This is a genomic window from Pseudomonas sp. AGC41, from assembly GCF_057334555.1.
This window is the reverse complement of record NZ_JBHFJB010000147.1, coordinates 58398-60676: the sequence shown is the minus strand read 5'-3', so window position 1 is coordinate 60676 and position 2279 is coordinate 58398. Positions and strand designations below refer to the sequence as shown.

Genomic DNA, 2279 nt, shown 5'->3' with positions numbered 1-2279 from the left:
GCATGGGCCAGCCGTTCGATCAGTCGCGTCGCACCGCCCGCTTGGTGCAGATGCTCGCGCAGACTTGCAACGGTGCGGGTGAGCACACCGAGACCGGACGCCAGGTGGCCTTGCTGCGCTGGTCAGGCTGCACCGCCAATGCCGAGGGCTTCACCCGGCTGCTGGGCGATGACGTCGAGGGCCGCAACGCGATGTTGACGCATACCCTCAGCGAGGCGGGACAGCGGGCGATGCGCCGGTCGACGCCGCTGGCGCAGATTCATTGCGAGGTGTCCGGTGATATCGCTCACACATTGGGTTTGAAAGCCGAAGTCGAACAGGGTCTGCGTCATGTGTTCGAGCAATACGACGGCGAGGGCAGGCCATCCGGCCTGCGACATCCGCAGGTGCCGGAGGTGGTTTATCAGGTGTTGCTGGCGGGGGACCTGGAGATTCTGTCCCGTACGCATGGGCTGGAGAGCGCATTGCAATGGATTGCCAGCAAGCGCGATCGCCGTTATCCGGCAGCGCTTGCCGCTGAAATGCTGCAAAACGCCGAAGATTGGCTGGATCAACTGCGCACGCCGCAGTCAGTTGATTCGCAGGTAGCCACGGCACAGGTGCCGTTGAGCCTGGTTGCAGATGTGATCGATCTCAAGCTGCCGTGGCTGGCGGGGTATTCGCGACGTGCCGCGGAGCTGGTTCGAGAGGCCGCCAGGCTTTGCGGGCTGCCGGCGCCGGCCATTGACCATCTCGGCCAGGCGGCGCTGATCCATGGCATCGGCCGCGCGGCGGTGCCCAATCGCCTCTGGAATACTCCGCGAGCCTTGCTCGACGGGGATCTTGAGCAAGTGCGGTTGGTGCCTTACTGGACATCGCGCGCCTGTGGCCAGATACCCGCCCTGGCGGTGCCGGGTCAGCTGGCGGCGCATGCCTATGAGCGCCTGGATGGCAGCGGTTATTTCCGCAGCCTGGGCGGCGACACGTTGCAAACCGAACACCGTTTGCTCGCCGCGGCCCTGGCCTGGCAAGCGATGCTCAGCGAGCGGCCGTGGCGGCCGGCCTTGAGTCACGACGAAGCGAGTTGCCTGTTGTTGGCCGAGGCGGATCAGGGACGGTTCGATCATCGGGCCTGCCAGGCGGTAATGGCGGCGTCACGCGGGGACACCACGATGACAGCCTGCAAGCCGGGCGGTGGACTGCTCTCGGAGCGTGAGACCGAGATTCTCCGGCGCATCAGTACCGGGGGAAGCAACAAGGAGGTGGCGCGCCAGCTGGGTATCAGCCCGAGCACGGTGCGCACCCATGTCGAAAGCGTGTTTCGCAAGCTTCAATGCACCACCCGGGCGGCGGCGACGCTGAAGGCCCTGACACTGGGTTTGATTTGAAGCCGGCAGTGACTTAACGTCCGCCCGTTCTTTCGAGCAACCGGCTTCTATGCGGCAGATCGCTGGTGCGGTTGTCCGAAGCTTTGCCGATCGCATTGCACAAGGCCCGGACGACGGGTACGTAGCTCACCTGGCTGAGCTGGCAGGCCTTGACCTCACCCGTGGGATTGATCAGGTGTACCGCGATGTGCCCTGGCAACCATGAGACGAGTGGCCAGCGGGGCCGCTGGGCGATGGTCGGGCACAGATCAGCCGCCGTCGCGCCAAATTCAGCAGAGGCCACGAACGCCACACCCATCAGGCACGCGCCTTCCAGCTGAGCGCGCAGGCGGCCGGGGTTTTCTACAGCGCCCAGGTCCGCGACAAACACCGTGTCATGGACAATCAGGCGACCCTCGTCGCTCAGCTCGACATCAAGTACCGCGGCCATGTAGCTCTGCGCATCGTAGTGGGCGGCGATGCCCTGCGTTCGGCGACCGCCGGAAGGCTTGCCCCAATGGCTCTTCGTGGCGGCTTCGGTGATGACGTTACGCATTCGCTGGGCATCGAAGCCTGAACCTTGCTCAGCGCCATGGTTCATTGTCGAGGCCGAATCGATCAGTGAAAGCAGGTAGTCCCGTTGATCGCGCCTGCACACAGGGTCCTGTGCGGCCATGAGTCGCTGTTCTGCGCCCAGGCGAAGCAACAGGTCTCTGCGGTCCAGAATGCCACCTGGCGTCAACGGCCAGATGAAGTGGTCAAGTGCGCTGTCGTGCCCGTCAGGGTGGTTCATTGCGTTTCTCCTTCCGGCTGATGACAAGAGCTCCAGCAAAAAAACAACGGCGGATACAAATTTTTGCTCAAGCCAGGACCCGGTGGGAGCGAGCCTGCTCGCGAAAGCGCTGGTCCTGCTTGCATCAATATGGGATGTGC

1 protein-coding gene and 1 pseudogene are annotated in these 2279 nt (G+C 63.8%); one reads left to right on the top strand and one right to left on the bottom strand.

All coding sequences use genetic code 11. From position 1 onward, the window contains the following. Window positions 1-1367, top strand: a 1367-nt coding sequence (locus tag ACE04F_RS24255) for an HD domain-containing phosphohydrolase (RefSeq protein WP_486110242.1), incomplete at its 5' end; no start/stop codon positions are given. 13 nt (window positions 1368-1380) lie between these two features. Here ACE04F_RS24255 and ACE04F_RS24250 read toward each other — a convergent pair. Continuing rightward, window positions 1381-2279, bottom strand: a pseudogene (locus tag ACE04F_RS24250) (hypothetical protein); the annotation flags it as partial.